The organism is Enterococcus sp. C76, assembly GCF_040886985.1.
Classification (GTDB): Bacteria; Bacillota; Bacilli; order Lactobacillales; family Enterococcaceae; genus Enterococcus_B; species Enterococcus_B lactis.
This window is the reverse complement of sequence record NZ_JBFOEY010000002.1, coordinates 267,449-284,812: the sequence shown is the minus strand read 5'-3', so window position 1 is coordinate 284,812 and position 17,364 is coordinate 267,449. Positions and strand designations below refer to the sequence as shown.

Sequence of the window (17,364 nt, the reverse complement as noted above, 5' to 3'; positions counted from 1 at the left end):
GAGGAGGAATCATCGTGACAAAGTCGAGATTAGAAGCATTTACTGATGGAGTAGTGGCCATCGTTTTGACAGTTCTTGTATTAGACATCAAGATTCCTGATCCATCTGGTTTTCATTCTTTGTGGGTCATCCGAAATACATTATTAGCTTATGCAATAAGTTTTATATTTGTTGCGGTAATCTGGGTGAACCATCATCGTATATTCCAGATGGCAGAACGCATCAATTACCGAGTGGTCTGGTCGAATATCTTTTGGCTCTTCTGGCTGACCTTATGTCCTTCCGTTACTAGTTGGGTCGGGCGTAACCCTGAAGCTTTTTGGCCTGAGATGGCTTATGTCTTAGTATACACGATGTGGAGTTTTTCTTTTGGTATATTGATGAGGCAAATCATGAAAGCAAATAAACCAGATTCCCATGTTGTGAGAGTTTTGTCAAAGGACCATCGAAGTTTTATCTCCATGTTTATTAACTTATGTTTGATTGCCGGTATCTTTTTTGTACCGATGATTGGGTTATTCGGACGTTTTTTCGTATCTGGTATTTGGATTTTTTCCTATAAAAAAGCAGATACCTATTATCAGCGGTTGTTTCCGGGGAAATAAAAAGGCTGTGACAAAAATCTTGTCACAGCCTTTTTCCGAATAAACGGTGTTCTCCTGCCAACTCCTCGGTCACAAGTCACAATATTCAACAAACATGAGAAGCTGTTTTTTTGAAATTGCTCCTTGTGACTCAGAGTGAAACGGCAGGCTCACGACCTCTTTCTTAAACGGTGTTCAAAAGCCAGTTTCTCGGTATTAAGCCAAATTTATGCAAAAATGTGGAAAGCCATTTTCACAAAATTTTTCTTACTACTCGAAACTAAGCGTCTTTTTCACAACCTCTGGTTCACGGTGTTCCAGAAGTAGCTTCTTTGAAATAAGCTGAAATTTCACAAAAATTTAAGAAGCAATTTTCGTCAATTCCTTCTTATTTCTTGAAGCTGACCACTTCTGTCACAACCTCTTTCTTACTTCTTACGTTCATATTTCATATGATAGATCAGTAAGAGAAGCAAGAACCACACAGGTGTCAGTAATAAAGCGATTCTCGTATCTTTTCCTAGGAACAAGACGACACACACAAAGGCCATATAAAGAAAGACCAAATAATTACTCAATGGATACAGCGGCATTTTAAATGAATGTGCTTTTTTGCCGATGATACTTTTACGATATTTCATATGCGTGTAGACAAGCATACTCCAAATAAACAAGAAACAAGTAGTGGCAATACTGCTTACGAGTGTGAATACTTCACTAGGCATCACGTAATTCAAGATAACCGAAATGAAAATAACGATCGTAGAAAATGTCAAAGCATTTCCTGGAACATGATGTGTTGTTAACTTCTTGAATTTTTTAGGAGCACTGCCTTCTTGTGCTAAAGAACGAAGCATACGTCCTGTACTGTATATGGCGCTGTTGCAGGCAGAAGCTGCTGCACTTAATACGACTAGATTGATCAAGGATGCAGCAATCGTGATCCCAATTTCCGAAAATACCTCTACAAATGGACTATTATCTGGATTCAAGCTATTCCATGGATAGATGGCCATAATGACAAAAAGAGAACCTAAGTAAAATAAGATGATCCTGATAGGAATATTATTGATAGCTTCCGGCAACACTTTTTCAGGATTTTCTGTTTCTCCAGCGACTAATCCAACTAATTCGATCCCAGCAAAAGCAAAGGTCACCATTTGAAAAGCCAAGATGAATCCTTTGGCACCAGTCGGAAAGAATCCGCCATGAGACCATAGATTCGTGATGCTGGCTGTGCCGATATCTGTCGTATAGTGGGTGAGGATCATATAAGCACCTACGAGGATAAAGGCAATGATCGCTACAACCTTGATCAAGGCAAACCAAAACTCTAACTCACCAAACAACGAGACAGCCACCATATTCAAGCAAAGAAGAAGACCTAATGCAATCAGTTCAGGAAGCCACTGAGGAACACCAGGTGCCCAGTAGCGTACATACATCCCGATGGCTGTTAAATCTGCCATTGCAATCGATACCCAGCAGAACCAATACGTCCAACCAGTGATGAAAGCCGCTTTTTTGCCAAGATATTCTGCAACAAAATCCAGAAAAGAATGGTTATTAGTGTTTGATAACAGAAGTTCGCCTAACGCACGCATAATGAAAAAACAGATGCATCCAGTGATGAGATAGGCGAGCAATATCGAAGGGCCAGCTAGCTGGATAGACTTTCCGGAACCTAAAAAAAGCCCCGTTCCAATCGCTCCGCCAATAGAAATCAGTTGGACATGTCTATTTTTCAGTCCACGCTGCAGTTCTTGCTCTTCATTCATTTTTAAATCATCCTAACTAAAAAAGTTTATATTACTTCCATATTAAGAGAGTTTTCTGAAAAACACAACTAAGATTCCAAAATTTTCAGAAATTTACCTTTTATGAGTAGGCGCAAAAAAAGAACTGCGGTAAACACCGCAGCTCTCTGTCCCAATCAGCGATTGATCCTAAGCATTTAAAATACGTGAAAGGAACTCTTTTGTACGTTCTTCTTTCGGATGGACAAAGATATCTTCTGGTGTACCTTCTTCTGCAATCACACCTTTATCCATAAAAATGACACGGTCAGATACATCTTTTGCAAATTCCATCTCATGCGTCACGATAAGCATCGTCAAGCCAGTATGTGCTAAGTCTTTGATCGTATTAAGCACTTCACCAACCATTTCAGGGTCTAACGCCGAAGTAGGTTCATCGAATAACAATACATCTGGATTCATCGATAATGCCCGAGCAATTGCGACACGCTGCTTCTGCCCGCCAGACAATTGTGCTGGTTTAGCTTCGACATAACGATCCATACCAACTTTTTCCAGATTTTCGATTGCTACTTTTTTGGCAGTTTCTTTATCTCGTTTCAGGACAGTTGTTTGTCCAGACATACAGTTTTCCAAGACGTTCATATTGTTGAAGAGATTGAAGGATTGGAAGACCATACCTAGATTCGTTCGATATTTAGGTAAATTATATTTAGGAGCTAATACATTTTCTCCATTATAAATGATCTCGCCGCCTGTTGGTTTTTCTAGTAAATTGATACAGCGCAAGAAAGTAGATTTACCAGAACCAGAAGAACCGATGATCGTCACAACTTCGCCTTTGTTGACTGTCACGCTGATATCTTTCAATACTTCATTTTCACCGAAGCTTTTTCTTAGATGGTTGATTTCAATAATTTTTTCACTCATGATTCTTCCTCCTTATTCCTGCAAATTTGAATTGTCGATTTCTTCAAGCTTTGTGTAAGCAGAAGGTCCATCGATTTTCTTTTCTACCGCACGCAGGATTCTGGTGATCGTAAAGGTCATGACTAAGTAGATGATCCCGACGATCGTAAATGTTTGGAAGAATTGGAAATTCGCACCGGAAGCAGAGTTCCCTTGGAAGAACAAATCAGCTACGCCGATTACACTTAAAACGGCTGTATCTTTGATATTGATAACAAATTCATTCCCCGTTGCCGGCAAGATATTCCGTAAAACTTGTGGAATAACAACTTTTCTCATCGTTTGGCCATGGGTCATACCAATGGCTTGCGCAGCTTCGAACTGTCCTTCATCTACTGCAAAAATCCCCCCACGGACGATCTCTGTCATGTAAGCTCCAGTATTGAGAGAGACGATAAACAAAGCGGCAATCGTTCGATTCAACGAAATACCAAAAGCGAGTGCCAGGCCGTAGAAGATGACCATTGCTTGTACCATCATCGGTGTTCCGCGGAATATTTCGACATAGATAGATAGAAGTGCATTTCCGATTTTTTGGAAGAAGCGAGTCAGTGCATTTCCTGATTCAGGTACCGAACGGAAGACACCAATCAGTAATCCAAGTGTGGTACCGACAACTGTCCCGATCAATGCGATGAACAAGGTAAGTCCAGCACCTCGTAAGAACATATTGCCGTATTGTTTCCAAATCGTAGTGAAGTCAGAAATGATGCCGGGTTTTTCTTCACTATCAGTTGCAGCAGGCTGATCTTTGACTGCTTGGTCCATGATTTTTGTTCGTTCATCGTTAGAAATGCCAGAAAGAATCTGGTTTACTTTTTGGATATCTGGGTCGCCTTTACGCATACCAACAGAAATCTGAACATCTTCCGGGTTTGTCTGGAAGCCATCTGCACCGCTGAATTCGAGCATTTCCAAGTCTTTATTCACACTAGTTGCCGTTACACCTTCCGGACGTTCGCTGACATAACCATCGATCATTCCAGAAGCTAACGCTGTTCTCATGGCTGAGAAATTATCCATTGCTTGTTGTTTCTGAACATCCGGTATCTGATCGATCACAGTATAATGGAAGGTATTTAACTGAGCAGTGATCTTTGCTCCAGAAAGATCTGCTAAACTTTTTGCCTTTGCGTATTTGCCATCTTTCTGGACTACTACTACTAATTGTGATTCATAATATGGATCGGTAAAATCAATTTCTTTTCGTCGTTCAGCAGTAGGGCTCATTCCGGCGATGATCGCATCGATCTTGCCTGATTGAAGGGCAGGAGCCAGACCATCCCATTTTGTTTGGACGATGACTAATTTTTTCCCTAAACCATCTGCTACTTTTTTAGCGATTTGAACATCATAACCGCCGGCGTAACTATTTTGGCCTTGGATTGGCAAGGCGTTATTCTCATCTGTTTGTTGAGACCAGTTGAAGGGTGCATACCCAGCCTCCATACCTACGCGAAACTCATCGCTCGGTGTTTTTTCATCTGCATTTGCCAGAGATCCCACACTGAATAGTGAGAAGACAAAAGCAAATAGTACGGCAACTGAAACCATATTTTTTTTCATTTTTTTCTCCCTTTCTGATTATATGATACACGAGCGGTCTAGATGAAATGCGGTAAAGCTTTATCTGAAAAAATAAAAAGCGACCGATTTATAGATATAAAAAGGCCGCTAAAATTCCATAAGGTGATAAACCTCTCACAAAACATAGCGCAACTTAGCATCACTGCTAAGACAGTCCGCAAGCTCTTAACTTGCGTCCCAACATACACTTCAAGCAAAAAAGTGTACATTTCGGCGATCCTCCCTATTCCTGCTTCTCCATGTTTGCTTCACTCCACAGGGTTAATGATTCTCGCGACCTCTACCTCATTGATTGAGGCATCTCGTATTCAGTTATTTATACAAAAAAAGTTTACGATACTCGAGAGGCTTTGTCAATCTATAACTGCTGTTTTTTGAAAAAATACTGATAAATATAGAAAACTTTACTTTTACCGAAAAAACAATCACAATGTGAATCATCTATCCATTACAAACGATAGTATAATTATACACAAAAATGTATGTAACACAATAAAAAAAGAACTGAAACAGAAAATTTCCTGCATCCAGTTCCACCTCGATTATTTAAGCAGCCGCTTTCTTTGGCTCGCGTCCTAGGATCGCTTGCAAAAGAACAACGACACCGTAAATGGCTAATATTAGATAAATCAAACTTGAGTATTGGGTGATTCCCCAGCCCCATGTTCGATAAACGGCTAATGTAATGGCTAAAACAATGGCGGCAATCACGTTGAATAAAGCAAAAGCCCAAAGATTTCCGTTTTCTTTGCGTACAAGGTAAAAAACAGAGAAATAAACACTTAACGCTAACCAGGCGATGCAAGCCAGAATAACGCCCCAGTAAATAAAGAATGGTAACATATCGATTCACCTCACTTTTATACAGCAGTATTGTAACACGTTTTCATTCTTTTGTCAGTGAAGATTGTGATAAATTGTTCAAATGTACCTCGCACTTTTTTATTCCTATTTTTCACACTTTTCAACAATAAATTTGTTTGAGTATGGGCTATAATGGAAAGTGAGGTGACAAAACATGAAACAAGGAACAGTAGACGAAGCAGCAAAAGAGATATTGACCCATCAGAAAATCACGTTTTTGACCGGTGCTGGGGTATCCACACCTTCTGGAGTGCCAGATTATCGATCACTGACAGGAATCTACCACGGAATGGAACAGCCGGAATACTTGCTGAGTCATCAAGCAATGGTGAATGAACCGGATAAATTCTATCAATTTGTCAAAAAGATTTATCATCCTGAAGCAAAACCAAATATTATTCATTTAGAAATGGCACAGCTAGCGAAAGAAAAAAATGTCTGGGTCGTTTCACAAAATATCGACGGGTTGCACGCAAAAGCTAAAAGCCCGCAACTCGTCAATTTTCATGGAAGTTTGTATCAATGTCATTGTCGAAAATGTAAGCAAACAGTAGACTGGAAAGAATATCTTCACAGCGACAAACATCAAGCATGCGGCGGACAAATACGCCCAAACATCGTGTTATATGGTGAAGGATTCCAAGATGAAGTCATTGAGCAGGCGGCTTATGCCGTCAGCCAAGCAGAGCTGGTCGTCATTGTTGGAACGAGTTTTCAAGTTCATCCATTTTGTGATCTGGTACAATTTCGCCAACCGTCAGCCAAAATTTTAGTAATCAATCAAACGCCTGTTTATTTAGCGGAACCTTATACGTTTATTCAGGAAGACGGAGCGGTTGTTTTCAAAAAAATACAAGAATTAGGAGTAGACTATGACTGAATTCAAAACAGAAAAAGAAAAAATGATTGCAGGCGAGCTTTATTTTGCCAATGATCCTGAGCTGGTTGCCGACCGTATGTTTGCAAGAAGTCAAAGCCAAATCATCAACCAAGCCGAATCAGCGGAACTGCGATCCCAATTGTTGAAAGAGACATTTGGTCGTACAGGGAAAAAAATCTATATGGAGCCAGTTATCAATTTTGATTACGGATATAATATATTTGTCGGTGAGAATTTTTATGCAAATTTCAACTGTACATTTTTAGATGTCAGCACAATCGAAATCGGTGATAACTGCATGTTCGCTCCCAATGTCCAGCTGTATACGGCAACACATCCATTACATCCAGTGAAACGTAACAGTGGTTTGGAGTATGCAAAACCCATAAAAATCGGTGATAATGTTTGGTTAGGCGGAGGCGTTATCGTCACGCCGGGTGTCACACTAGGAAACAATGTAGTGGTCGGCGCAGGTTCGGTCGTGACCAAATCTTTCCCCGACAATGTAGTGATTGCAGGAAATCCTGCTCGTATCATCAAGACAGTAGAGGAAGAACCGTTAGAAGAGTCTCTTGAAACATTACGTCAAAAGATCGATACGATCGATCGAGAATTAGTTGCTTTATTAGAAAAAAGAATGGATACAGTAACTAAAATAGGACAAGTAAAAAAAGAAGGAAACAAAGCAGTTTATGATGAAAAAAGAGAGCAGCAAGTATTGGATAAAGTTGCTAAACTGCTGAAAAATAAGGGATACAAGGAAACAATAACAGACACATATGTTGATTTGATGAAACACTCGCGCGAATACCAAAACAAAATGAAGGAGGAATAAGTGTGATCGAAGGAGAGGCACGGCGAAAACAAATCATGCAAACCTTGGCAAATACAGAAAAACCAGTGAGTGCTAGCAAGTTTGCGAAAACTTTTGGAGTCAGCCGTCAGATTATTGTCGGTGATATTGCTTTACTACGAGCGGCAGGTAAAAGTATTGTGGCAACAGCAAGAGGTTATATCCTTGAAACAGAAGAAACCAATACTGGACATATCAGTAAAATCGCTGTTCAGCATGGAAAAGATCAGACAGAAGAAGAGTTGAGACTCATCGTTGAAAATGGCGGTGAAATCATTGATGTGATCGTAGAACATCCGCTTTACGGTGAATTAACAGGTACGTTGCACATTAAAACACCACAAGACATCGATTCATTTATGAGACGTTATCAAAAAAGCAATGCTTCTTTATTATCCGAACTCACAGGAGGAATCCATCTGCATACGATCCGCTACCCAGAAAAGCATATGCTGAAAACAATCAAGCAAAAACTAGCTGAAGCAGGTATCTTGTACGAAGGATGACATCGTAGCTCATGTTCTTTATCTAAGAACCTGTCTAAACATCCCTGAGATAAAAAGATAAAGATAAGGTAGAAATGAATATCTATATGATAGGAGTAAGAGAAACTGGCGAGATTAACGCCAGTTTTTTTATTTTCAAGAAAAAGTAGTTTCTTTTATTTAGATAAAAGTAAGTTACACTTTGTAATAACTAAAATTAAGAAGAGGTGCAGCAATGGAAAATAAAAACGATAAGAAGACATATATGCTATTTGGATACAAAGAAGAAATGAAGAGTGCTGTTTATTCAAATCCGACATGGGAAAAACAACTTAGAAATCAGTACAAAAACAATAACCCTAGTACCCCTTATGCCTATTCTACAAACTTGGTGTTTGAAGCTGATCTTATGAAAAATAAAACAATTGAAGTAAAAGAACTGTTGTTTAAACATTATCCAATAGTTATAGAGCCTAAAAGAAAAAATTTTATTTTGTGGGATGATGTTCATCAGGTCATGCAATCCATACGGGCATTCCAACCAGAGAATCTGGCAAGAGGAGCAGATTTGGAAGCTTGTTTCGAAATGATTATGTTAGAAGTAGCGAAGAAACACCCTCAAATGGAAATCGTCGTGTGTATTCATGCCGATCCTCATAATGAATCAAAGATTATTGATGGAACAGATAAAGATTCAATTGCCTCAGTTATTCGCTACATTTATCATTCACCAGAACTTAAAAACAGAGTAGTTTTTTACGATGGAGCAGAAAGAATGATAGTACCATGGGTTAGGAACCCTGAATTATGGAAAACATGTGTCAAAGACTTTGGCATGGACCTAAGACCAGTGGGACAGTCGACTCAGTCAAAAGGGTTATATCCAAACAAGTCAGCGCAACTAACTGATTTAGCTTCTCGCCATCACCAAAAGTCGCTGTCAGATTTCATAACATCAGCTAATGTACAATATAAAGCGGATGATCAATTAAACAATCGGCAACAAAATGGTCCAACAAAACAAAACGTGCGTATGAATACACGAACAGAAAAACCGTTGGTAAAAGTAGATTCTTGGGAAAACAGAGAGGGATTGAAGCAAGAGACCGATAAAAATCAAGGGAAGAAGCGAGTGGGACAGTTAATAAAGTCATGGGAAAATCGGCAAGACAGTAACTCAGGACAGGTTCTAGACAATCGCACCCAAACAACGGGCATAGCAACACTAAATTCAAGAAAACAGAGGTTAAACCAACTCCAAGAAGGCGCAACGAAACATAAAAGCTATCTTTTAGGAGATAAAAAACATATAATCCCCAATAAAAATTTATCTCTATCCAAGACACAGCCGTATGCTGAATTTTGATTTTAGTAATTTTGATTTCAGTCAGTGACAAAACATAAAAAGGGAAGTGACGATTTTCTGTCACTTCCCTTTTATAAAGCTTTCTTATGCCATAGAATCGAAGGATCAATCCAAGTCTCTACTCGATCACCAATACGCCTTCTTTTAATGCAAATGGATTTTGATCGTTGATGTGGTCATAGAACATCACACCGTTGATATGGTCGATTTCATGTTGAACGACGATCGATTCATAATTCTTCAAACGAATCTTGTGTTTTTCACCATTCATATCATAATAAGACACAGTGATTTTGGCATGGCGAACGACATATCCTGGTACTTCTCGGTCAACAGATAAACAGCCTTCACCTTCCCCTAAACAAGCATCTTGAACAGAATGGCTCAAAATTTTAGGATTATACATAACAGTACTTAGAGAAGGTTCATCTACCTCTGGGTCTGCACTTGGTACGTGAACAGCAATGATTCTTTTAGAAATATCTAATTGAGGTGCAGCTAAGCCAACACCGCCTCGTAAGTGCAATTCTTCAGCTTTGATTGGATCTTGGCTGTTTTTTAAGAACTCAAGCATCTCTTTTCCTAAAGAGATATCTTCTTCGCTTAATGGAAGAGAAACTTCTTCTGCTACTTCGCGTAAGGTCGGATTTCCTTCACGAATGATATCATCCATTGTAATCATGGAATATGTACCCCTTTCTTAAAAGACTATATTCAAGTCTATTTTCGCATTATAGTTTACCACAAAAATGGAAAAGTAGTAGTAAGATTGTTTGAAAACTACTTTTTCTTAATGATTAACCACTTGATTTCCAGCCCGGTTTCAGGTAAAGTATAGCTGTGTGCTCTAGGCGCACGGCCTGCCACTTGGTTAAGCGAATCACCAACGTTTTACTCAGTCGCAGGGGAATAATCGAAAGAGGTGAAAGAAATGGCAATTTCAAAAGAACGCAAGAATGAAATCATCAACGAATATGCTCGCCATGAAGGGGATACTGGTTCTCCAGAAGTACAAATCGCTGTATTAACTGAAGAAATCAACCACTTGAATGAACATGCACGCGTGCACAAAAAAGACCATCATTCATACCGCGGCCTAATGAAAAAAGTTGGTCACCGTCGTAACTTGTTAGCTTACTTACGTAAAACTGACGTTCAACGTTACCGCGAATTGATCAAACGTTTAGGCTTGCGTCGTTAATTTTAGTCAAAAAGAGTGGGATTCACATGAATCTCACTTTTTTTACTCGTATATCAATTAAGCAAAATTCCGTGATCAAGCTAGATGGACTCCTACTAACCAAATGAAAGCTGCTCGAAAAACGGCTTTCAGCAGTTTTCATTTGTTTAGTAGCGTCTTGCTTTCACGAGAAGGAAAAGGAGAAGTTATGTCAGAAAAACAAGTATTCAAAACGACATGGGGCGGCCGTCCCTTACAAATCGAAGTCGGTCAGCTAGCAAAACAAGCAAACGGAGCCGTTTTAGTCCGTTATGGAGATACAGTGGTCTTAAGTGCAGCTGTGGCCTCTAAAGAAGCAAAAGATACAGACTTTTTCCCATTAACGATCAATTATGAAGAAAAAATGTATGCAGCAGGGAAAATCCCTGGAGGTTTCATCAAACGAGAAGGACGTCCAAGTACGGAAGCAACATTGACTGCTCGTTTGATCGACCGTCCGATTCGCCCGATGTTTGCGGAAGGCTTCCGTAATGAAGTCCAAGTAACGAACATCGTGATGAGTGTAGAAACTGACTGTTCACCAGCTATGGCAGCGATGTTAGGTTCTTCTTTAGCACTATCGATCTCAGATATCCCATTTGATGGTCCAATCGCAGGTGTAGAAGTTGGTCGTGTAAATGGTGAGTATGTCTTGAATCCAACGGTAGAGCAAGCAGAACAAACAGATATCGAATTGACTGTTGCTGGTACGAAACAAGCGATCAACATGGTTGAAAGTGGCGCGAAAGAAGTTTCAGAAGAAGACATGCTTGGTGCATTGCTGTTTGGTTTTGACGCTATCAAAGAATTAGTTGCTTTCCAAGAAGAAATCGTTCAAGCAGTAGGAAAAGAAAAAATGGAAGTCACTTTACTGCAAGTTGATGAAGTATTGAAAAAAGAAATCTTTGATGCTTCTTACGCTACAATGAAAGCAGCAGTAATGACCGAAGAAAAACTTGCTCGCGAAGAGAACATTGAGCAAGTGAAACTCGATATTCGTGAAGCTTACGCTGAGAAATTTGCAGGTCACGAAGATGAAGATCACTTATTGAAAGAAGTCAAACAAATCACGGAAGATTTGGAAAAAGATGTCGTACGTGAATTGATTACCATCGATAAAATCCGTCCTGACGGGCGTAAATTGGATGAAATCCGTCCATTGTCATCAGAAGTCAGCTTATTGCCACGTGTACATGGTTCAGGATTGTTCACACGAGGACAAACACAAGCTTTATCTGCTTGTACACTCGCACCTTTAGGAGAGCACCAAATCATTGACGGTTTAGGGGTTGAAGTCAGCAAACGATTCATCCACCACTACAATTTCCCTCAATTTTCTGTTGGTTCTACAGGACGAGCAGGATCTCCAGGACGTCGGGAAATCGGACATGGCGCATTAGGAGAACGTGCATTGGCACAAGTAATCCCTTCAGAAGAAGAATTTCCTTATACGATCCGCTTGGTAGCAGAAGTATTGGAATCAAATGGTTCTTCTTCCCAAGCAAGTATCTGTGCTGGCACATTAGCATTGATGGATGCAGGGGTACCAATCAAAGCACCTGTTGCCGGTATTGCGATGGGACTTGTTTCTGATGGTGAGAACTATACGATCTTAACAGATATCCAAGGGTTGGAAGATCATCTTGGCGATATGGACTTTAAGGTTGCCGGTACAAAAGATGGGATCACTGCTTTGCAGATGGATATCAAGATCCAAGGAATCACAGAACAAATCCTAACTGAAGCATTGACGCAAGCAAAACAAGCACGTATGGAAATCTTAGAAGAATTGACTTCAACGATTGCTGCTCCACGTGAAGAATTAAGCCAATATGCACCAAAAATCGAAATGATCCAGATCGAACCTGCTAAAATCAAAGATGTTATCGGTAAAGGCGGAGACACGATCAATGGAATCATCGATGAAACGGGTGTAAAAATCGATATCGATCAAGATGGAAAAGTAAGTATTGCTTCTGCTGATGCAGAAATGATCAAAAAAGCCATCAAGATCATCGAAGATCTGACAAAAGAAGTCAAAGTCGGTGAAGTTTATCTAGGGAAAGTTGTCCGTATCGAAAAATTCGGTGCATTCGTCAACTTGATCAAAGGAAAAGATGGACTTGTCCATATTTCTCAATTGGCAAACGATCGTGTCAATAAAGTCGAAGATGTTGTTAAGCTAGGTGATGAGATCCTTGTGAAAGTAACTGAAATCGATAAACAAGGACGCGTAAATCTGTCAAGAAAAGCAATGTTGAATGAAGATGGTTCAACGAAAAACGAAGCAAAATAATTTTAATTCTTATGAATATTGTGTCTTGTGATCAAGAAGTTGGCAGGAGAACAACAATTATTCGAAAAAAGGGGACTGTGACAAAAAACTGTCACAGTCCTTTTTTTGCGAATAAACGGTGTTCAAAAGCTTGCATCTGCGGTAATCAGTCCAGCCAAGTTAAAAACATTAGGAGCTGTTTTTACTTGGCTGTTCTTATTACTTGATGCAGAACAGCTTTTTTACAACCTCTCCAATAAACGGTGTTCAATCAGCTGTCCCTCGATATTAGCTCAAAAAACGGCAAAATATGAGGAACTATTTTTCCGTTTGTTTCTCTAATACTCAGGTCAAACCGCTGATTTCACAACCTCTGATTCACGTTGTTCCAGAAGTAGCTTCTTCGGAAATAAGCTGAACACTTTTGTCACAACTTCTTTTTTTTCTGGAGTTTCTTGGTGCATATTTTTGGAGTCCTTCTAAATAAAGCGTAAAATAAAAGTGAGATAAAGGGACGAAGGAGGGGAAGGCTATGCTGAACTTTTTATGGTCGTTGTTTATCGGCGGTGTGTTAGGTTTGATAGCTGGTGCCATTTTGGGAAAGGAAGTCCCAGGTGGTGTATCTGGAAATATCATTATCGGCTTTTTAGGCAGCTGGCTTGGCGAATTTTTACTAGGGCCGCTTGGACCGGAACTTGGCGGTTTTTATTTGATCCCAGCATTATTGGGTGCAATTTTTTGCCTTGCTCTTTATTCATTTGTGGCAAGACGCATCAGGGAACGATCAAAGAAAGAATAATTTTATTCAAATAAGTTGACACTTCAGTGCGTTACTTGGATAATTAGAAGCAATTTAGGAAAGCGGGTGTCATGGATAAGAAGATCGTCTATCATTCAAGCTTACCTAAAGGACATCCATATAACAAGAAATGAGGGAAAAACGTGGCAACAACGCACAATACCAAAAAGATATCAATGGCTGGCCTACTTGTAGCGATGGGAGTCGTCTACGGAGACATCGGGACAAGTCCGCTTTACGTGATGAAATCGATTGTTGAAGATAATGGCGGATTGACAGGAATCAATCCTGATTTTGTTATCGGATCAGTCTCATTGATTTTTTGGACATTGACTCTACTAACAACGATCAAATATGTCGTGATTGCATTGAATGCAGATAACCATGGGGAAGGTGGAATTTTCTCACTCTACACACTTGTCCGAAAAGGTGGGAAATATTTGATCATTCCTGCAATGATCGGAGGAGCTGCCTTATTAGCAGATGGGGTATTGACCCCTGCTGTGACGGTAACGACTGCGATTGAAGGATTGCGGGGAATTCCGCAGTTTTTTGACCGGTTCGGTAATAACCAGAATGTGATCGTCATTATCACTTTAGTTATTATTTTTGTCTTATTCATGGTCCAACGCTTTGGGACAGATATTGTCGGAAAAGCATTCGGACCAATCATGTTCGCTTGGTTTACTTTTTTAGGAGTAATGGGGTTGCTGAATTTTAGCCAGGATTGGACAGTTATCCGTGCATTGAACCCTTATTACGCAATCCAGCTGCTTTTTAGTGCAGATAACAAACTAGGCTTGTTCATTCTTGGAAATATTTTCTTGGCTACGACAGGTGCAGAGGCGCTTTATTCCGATCTTGGACATGTCGGCAAACGAAATATTCGTTTGAGCTGGCCTTACGTCAAAATTTGTTTGGTTATCAATTATTTTGGGCAGGCTGCATGGTTATTGAATGTTTATCAAAACCCTGAAGCACAGCAAATCAAGAACTTGAATCCATTCTTCCAAATGATGCCTCAAAGTTGGATCGTGATTGGCGTTGCTTTTGCAACAGTTGCTGCGGTGATTGCTTCGCAAGCATTGATTACAGGCTCGTTTACGCTGGTTTCGGAAGCCATCAAGTTGAAACTGCTGCCTCGATTAAAGATTATGTATCCTGGGAACAGTATCGGGCAAATGTATATCCCAGCAGTCAATCTGATTCTATGGATCGCCTGTTCTCTAGTGGTTGTCACATTCCGAACCTCCCATCATATGGAAGCTGCTTATGGTCTGTCGATCACGGTGACCATGTTGATGACGACGGCACTGCTTTACTTTTATCTTATCCAAAATGGGCATTCTCGTTGGTTTGCATATTTAGTTACCTTTTTCTTTGGTGCAATAGAAGTTGTTTTCTTTATCTCAAGTGTCGTCAAATTCTTCCGTGGCGGTTTTGTAGCCGTTCTGATTGGTTTGATCATCTTAGTTGTGATGTTCATTTGGGAACAAGGAAACATCATCCGCGAATCGTCAACTGAGGATGTGTCTTTGAGAGATTATATCCCTCAGCTTAAAGAATTACGTGATGATACTTCTTTACCAATCTATCAGACGAATGTAGTCTTCTTAGTGCCTGATATGGCTGAAGACAAAGTGGGACGACAGTTCATCTATTCGATTTTAGATAAGCGACCTAAAAGAGCACGAGTTTATTGGTTTGTTCATGTGGAAGTGACGGATGAGCCATATACGAAAGAATATCAAGTAGATATGATGGGCACCGACTTTATTGTCCAAGTGAATCTGTTCTTAGGTTTCAGGGTCCAACAGGAAATCAATGTATATGTTCGCCAAGTCATCCATGATTTGATGAAACAAGGCCGTTTGCCAAAACAGCCACAAAGATACTCTCTGACACCAGGACGGGAAGTTGGCGATTTCCAATTTGTCCTGATTGATGAAGTAGTCTCCAATGTGACAACTCTAGGAAAATGGCAGCGTCAAATCATGCAGGCAAAACTGGCAATCAAAAAAATCGCTACCTCGCCAGAAACATGGTTTGGGCTAGAGTACAGTGAAGTAAAACATGAAACTGTTCCGCTTATCATTGGAAATACTCGGAAAACATGGTTGAAAGAGCGATTGTGAAAGTAGCGCTTTGATCTGAATTCAGCTTTTGAATACCGTTTTTATCAGAAATCACGAAAAAGCTGTTTAGCAACAAGTAATGCAATGCTTTTGAGTAAGAAGGAGATGTGGCATTTTTCAGCCACATCTCCTTTTTTATTCCTAATATAAATACGCATTATTTTCAATCTTTTTGTAGAAAAAGGGTACAATAGAAAAAGAGAAAGGCGGGAGAATATGGTTATCAATTTCATTATTTTATTTTTGATGATCGCAATTACTTCATTTTTTGTAGCAAGTGAATTTGCTTTAGTGAAAATCAGACGATCAAAATTGGAACAACTAGAAAAGGAAAACGTAAAGAACGCCAAGCTAGCTCTTCATGTTACACACCATTTAGATAATTATTTATCAGCTAGTCAATTAGGAATTACGCTAACCGGTCTGATCATCGGGTGGGTCGGTGAAGGCTCTGTCGCGGCTCTACTGGAACCAGTGATCGGTAAACTACCTTTCAGTTCGGCTATCAGCAGTACAATCTCTGTGGCGCTAGGATTTATTTTAGTGACGTATATCGATGTGGTTATTGGCGAACTGCTTCCTAAGAGCTATAGTATCGTCAATACGGAGAAGGTCGTCTTGTTCGTAGTCAAACCGCTTCATTATTTTTATAAAGTAATGTTTCCTTTTATTTGGGTATTGAATCATTCGGCAGCGGGTCTAGGAAAGCTTTTAGGTGTGCGCCTCGTATCTGAAGGAGAAGAAACCTTGTCTCAAGAAGAGCTGACATTAGTCGCATTGAATTCTTATGAAAAAGGTGAGTTAACCAAAGAAGAATATCATTATTTGGAAAACGTGTTTGAATTTGATGATACCTTGGCAAAAGATATACAAGTAGACCGTACGTCTATGCAAGTATTCGAAGCTTCAGAAACAGTAAAAGAAGCGATAAAAGCTTCGATCGAGCAAGGACATACTCGCTATCCAGTGATTTTAGAATCCAAAGACAATGTTCTAGGTTATGTTACCTTACCAGATTTGATCAAGCAATCATATAAAGATGACCAACTGACAGTAGAACATTTGATTGAAGAGCCAATCGTAACAACTGAAACGATCCCTATAAAAAAATTATTGACGATCATGCGAAAAAAAGGAAAACATATTGCTATCTTAAAAGATGAATATGGAGGGACAAGCGGCTTAGTGACGATTGAAGATATTTTAGAAGAAATCGTCGGGGAAATCCGGGATGAGACAGATTTGGACGAAGCGTTGATAGCGGAACAGTCAGATGGCTCTTATATCATCTCCGGCAAACTAACATTAGATGATTTCCAACGTTATTTTCATGTAGAGATTCCAGAGTTTGAAGAAACGAATTTTACTACACTTGCGGGATTTGCTTCTAGCCGATACAAAGAAATAAACGCAGGAACGATCATTGAGATTGCCTCATTTCGCTTCACGGTATTAGAATACCAGCATGCACATATCGATTATTTCAAAGTAGAGACCATGGAAAGAGAAGCAGAATAAATGAAAAAGGGCTGTGACAAAAAATGTCACAGCCTTTTGTTATCTAAAAAAACTGTTTTCGGTAAACGAAGAA

The 17,364-nt window shown here is 39.7% G+C and carries 15 protein-coding genes and 1 riboswitch; of the genes, 10 read left to right on the top strand and 5 right to left on the bottom strand.

Going from position 1 to position 17,364, the window contains the following annotated elements; all coding sequences use genetic code 11:
• The first annotated feature begins 14 nt into the window (after positions 1-14).
• The gene (locus tag AB3I00_RS03795) at positions 15-605 is read left to right on the top strand and encodes a TMEM175 family protein (protein ID WP_368024788.1); all 591 of its coding nucleotides are present in this window, start codon (positions 15-17) and stop codon (positions 603-605) included.
• A 407-nt stretch (positions 606-1,012) separates the two neighbouring features.
• Here AB3I00_RS03795 and AB3I00_RS03790 read toward each other — a convergent pair whose 3' ends face one another.
• From AB3I00_RS03790 to AB3I00_RS03775, 4 genes are all read right to left on the bottom strand, one after another.
• Positions 1,013-2,362, bottom strand: coding sequence for an amino acid permease (locus tag AB3I00_RS03790; protein WP_002293445.1), 1,350 nt, complete (start codon positions 2,360-2,362; stop codon positions 1,013-1,015).
• Positions 2,363-2,530: 168 nt separating this feature from the next.
• The gene (locus AB3I00_RS03785; protein ID WP_002293446.1) at positions 2,531-3,271 is read right to left on the bottom strand and encodes an amino acid ABC transporter ATP-binding protein; all 741 of its coding nucleotides are present in this window, start codon (positions 3,269-3,271) and stop codon (positions 2,531-2,533) included.
• A gap of 12 nt (positions 3,272-3,283) precedes the next feature.
• Positions 3,284-4,876: an ABC transporter permease subunit gene (locus tag AB3I00_RS03780; protein WP_002293447.1), complete on the bottom strand. Its 1,593-nt coding sequence runs from the start codon at positions 4,874-4,876 to the stop codon at positions 3,284-3,286.
• Positions 4,877-5,013: 137 nt separating this feature from the next.
• Positions 5,014-5,188, bottom strand: a riboswitch (Lysine riboswitch).
• Positions 5,189-5,443: 255 nt separating this feature from the next.
• Positions 5,444-5,740, bottom strand: coding sequence for a hypothetical protein (locus tag AB3I00_RS03775; protein WP_002293448.1), 297 nt, complete (start codon positions 5,738-5,740; stop codon positions 5,444-5,446).
• 175 nt (positions 5,741-5,915) lie between these two features.
• Here AB3I00_RS03775 and AB3I00_RS03770 point away from each other — a divergent pair, with 175 nt between their 5' ends.
• The 4 genes from AB3I00_RS03770 to AB3I00_RS03755 all read left to right on the top strand — a co-directional run bounded on the left by AB3I00_RS03770 (position 5,916) and on the right by AB3I00_RS03755 (position 9,345).
• A complete protein-coding gene (locus AB3I00_RS03770) occupies positions 5,916-6,641 on the top strand; it encodes an NAD-dependent protein deacylase (RefSeq protein WP_086286333.1) in 726 nt (241 codons plus the stop codon).
• Positions 6,634-7,476, top strand: coding sequence for a chorismate mutase (locus AB3I00_RS03765; protein ID WP_002329732.1), 843 nt, complete (start codon positions 6,634-6,636; stop codon positions 7,474-7,476). Before AB3I00_RS03770 ends, AB3I00_RS03765 begins: the two co-directional genes overlap by 8 nt.
• Before the next feature lie 2 nt (positions 7,477-7,478).
• Positions 7,479-8,000 (top strand): transcription repressor NadR, encoded by a 522-nt coding sequence (locus tag AB3I00_RS03760; protein WP_002341084.1) that lies wholly within the window; start codon positions 7,479-7,481, stop codon positions 7,998-8,000.
• 214 nt (positions 8,001-8,214) lie between these two features.
• Entirely contained in the window at positions 8,215-9,345 is a 1,131-nt protein-coding gene (locus AB3I00_RS03755; RefSeq protein WP_368024787.1) for a hypothetical protein, read from the top strand.
• A gap of 118 nt (positions 9,346-9,463) precedes the next feature.
• Here AB3I00_RS03755 and def read toward each other — a convergent pair whose 3' ends face one another.
• Complete coding sequence (def, locus tag AB3I00_RS03750) at positions 9,464-10,027, bottom strand: peptide deformylase (RefSeq protein ID WP_002293455.1); 564 nt, start codon at positions 10,025-10,027, stop codon at positions 9,464-9,466.
• Positions 10,028-10,276: 249 nt separating this feature from the next.
• Here def and rpsO point away from each other — a divergent pair, with 249 nt between their 5' ends.
• The 5 genes from rpsO (at position 10,277) to AB3I00_RS03725 (ending at position 17,291) form a co-directional block, all read left to right on the top strand.
• Positions 10,277-10,546 carry a 30S ribosomal protein S15 gene (gene rpsO / locus AB3I00_RS03745; protein WP_002289282.1) on the top strand — a complete coding sequence of 90 codons (270 nt, stop codon included), beginning with the start codon at positions 10,277-10,279 and terminating at the stop codon, positions 10,544-10,546.
• Between the two features lie 187 nt (positions 10,547-10,733).
• Complete coding sequence (pnp, locus tag AB3I00_RS03740) at positions 10,734-12,860, top strand: polyribonucleotide nucleotidyltransferase (protein WP_002309766.1); 2,127 nt, start codon at positions 10,734-10,736, stop codon at positions 12,858-12,860.
• Positions 12,861-13,371: 511 nt separating this feature from the next.
• Positions 13,372-13,638 (top strand): GlsB/YeaQ/YmgE family stress response membrane protein, encoded by a 267-nt coding sequence (locus AB3I00_RS03735; RefSeq protein WP_174131746.1) that lies wholly within the window; start codon positions 13,372-13,374, stop codon positions 13,636-13,638.
• Between the two features lie 143 nt (positions 13,639-13,781).
• Positions 13,782-15,773: a KUP/HAK/KT family potassium transporter gene (locus AB3I00_RS03730; protein WP_002315557.1), complete on the top strand. Its 1,992-nt coding sequence runs from the start codon at positions 13,782-13,784 to the stop codon at positions 15,771-15,773.
• Between the two features lie 216 nt (positions 15,774-15,989).
• On the top strand, positions 15,990-17,291 hold the full coding sequence (locus tag AB3I00_RS03725) for a hemolysin family protein (protein ID WP_024635700.1): 1,302 nt from the start codon (positions 15,990-15,992) through the stop codon (positions 17,289-17,291).
• The last annotated feature ends 73 nt before the right edge of the window (positions 17,292-17,364 follow it).